The sequence below is a fragment of the Streptococcus sp. ELY_86 genome (assembly GCF_058314495.1).
The window spans coordinates 1-1,542 of record NZ_JBZFUK010000011.1 but is presented as its reverse complement, the minus strand read 5'-3'; the positions used below and the strand labels follow the sequence as shown (position 1 = coordinate 1,542).

The 1,542-nt window shown below is 41.9% G+C and carries 1 protein-coding gene; it reads right to left on the bottom strand.

The annotated features are described in order from the left end of the window. Window positions 1–142 precede the first annotated feature (142 nt). On the bottom strand, window positions 143–1,288 hold the full coding sequence (locus AC4HAN_RS09960) for an IS110 family RNA-guided transposase (protein WP_491092374.1): 1,146 nt from the start codon (window positions 1,286–1,288) through the stop codon (window positions 143–145). Window positions 1,289–1,542: the final 254 nt, after the last annotated feature.

Sequence of the window (1,542 nt, the reverse complement as noted above, 5' to 3'; positions counted from 1 at the left end):
ATAAAAAGACAAACTATAAGAAAAGTCAATAGTTTTAGATGAATTTATATTTTGTTCCCATTATGAGTTTGAGAGTACACTAAAAAGCCTCTGAAACGCCTCATTTTTTCAAAGGTTAGGATAAGTCTAAGATTTTCGAGAATTATCTTACTTTATTTTCGTCAAAAGGGCTGTCGTATTTGAGCAGATAAAAGAGTATTCGGATAAGTTTCTTAGCGACATGAGTGACAGCGACATTGTAATGCTTCCCTTGGTCTAACTTAGTTCTGAGATAGGCTTTGAAGGCAGGGGAATAGCGTGCCGCTTTCTGTGCGGCTTGCAGGAGAGCCCATCGTAGGTGAGGCGATCCACGCTTGACCATTTTCCCTGATATGTCTATCTGCCCTGATTGGTAAATGGAGGGTTCTAGTCCAGCAAAAGCCTGAAGTTGCGCTGGATTGTCAAAGGTATGGATATTTCTGATTTCCGCTAGGATAACTGAGCCCAACCGATTACCGATACCTGACACAGTAGTGATGACCGAGTTGATCTCAGCCATCAGCTCATCGACTTGTTTTTCGGCTTTGGCGATGAGCCTGTTATAGTGCTGGATATTCTCAATGATTTCGAGGAGTTCAAACTCATGGGCAGGTGAAGTTGTCCCGATAGAGTTTGATGCGACTTTGAGAATATCCTGTATTTTAGGGACTGTTAATCGCTTAATGTCTATCAGTTGCTCAACCCCAGCGTCCAGCATTTTCTGAGGGCTGGGGTAGCGTGAGAGTAGCTCGTAGGCATAATCGGAATGCTCTCCAATGATTTTAGCCAACTCAGGAAAGATGATGTCCAGACAGCGAGTATATTGGACTTTCCAGTCGGACTGTTTCTTCTTGAGGCGATGGATATGTCTCGTCAGAATCTTCAACTCTTCTTGACAGCTATCGTGTCGAAACTGCTCACGGTTTGGATCTGATAATACCTTAAGTGCGATAACACGGGCATCTTTCTTATCTGTCTTGGTTTTACGAAGTGACAGTGACTTGGCAAACTCCTTGATAATCAGAGGGTTGTAAGTATAGACCGGATAGCCCTGTTCATGAAGGAAAGTTAAGAGATTACAGGCATAATGTCCGGTATCTTCAAGAGCGATGAGAGCGTCTTGGTTTAGCTGTTTCAGGGTATTGTCTAAGAGACTAAAACCAGCTCTGTTATTAGAGAAAGTGAGTGGTTTGAGGACATTGTTTCCTTGTTCGTTTAAGACGGATACATCATGTTTGTTTTTAGCGACATCAATGCCCACAAAAAGCATAGAGGTTACCTCCTAATATATATTGTATTCAAGCGCACTTGGTTATCCACGAACTTTTTGCCTTGTCACCTTACAGGAGATTAAACGTCTAGGCGTTATCAAACTCATTACCAATTGAAACAAAAAGCTGTGGTTAGAGCCTTTTCGAAATCGTCAAGCGATTGGAGAAGATTAACTAATCCACAGTGGCTTATTCCAAGTGTATCACTTGGGCTTTGGCAGTAGCTAACTGCACTAAATATAATATAAGGAGA

Excerpts from the sequence above, each read along its gene's own strand:
- AC4HAN_RS09960 (WP_491092374.1), bottom strand. The coding sequence starts at position 1,288 with ATGCTTTTTGTGGGCATTGATGTCGCTAAAAACAAACATGATGTATCC.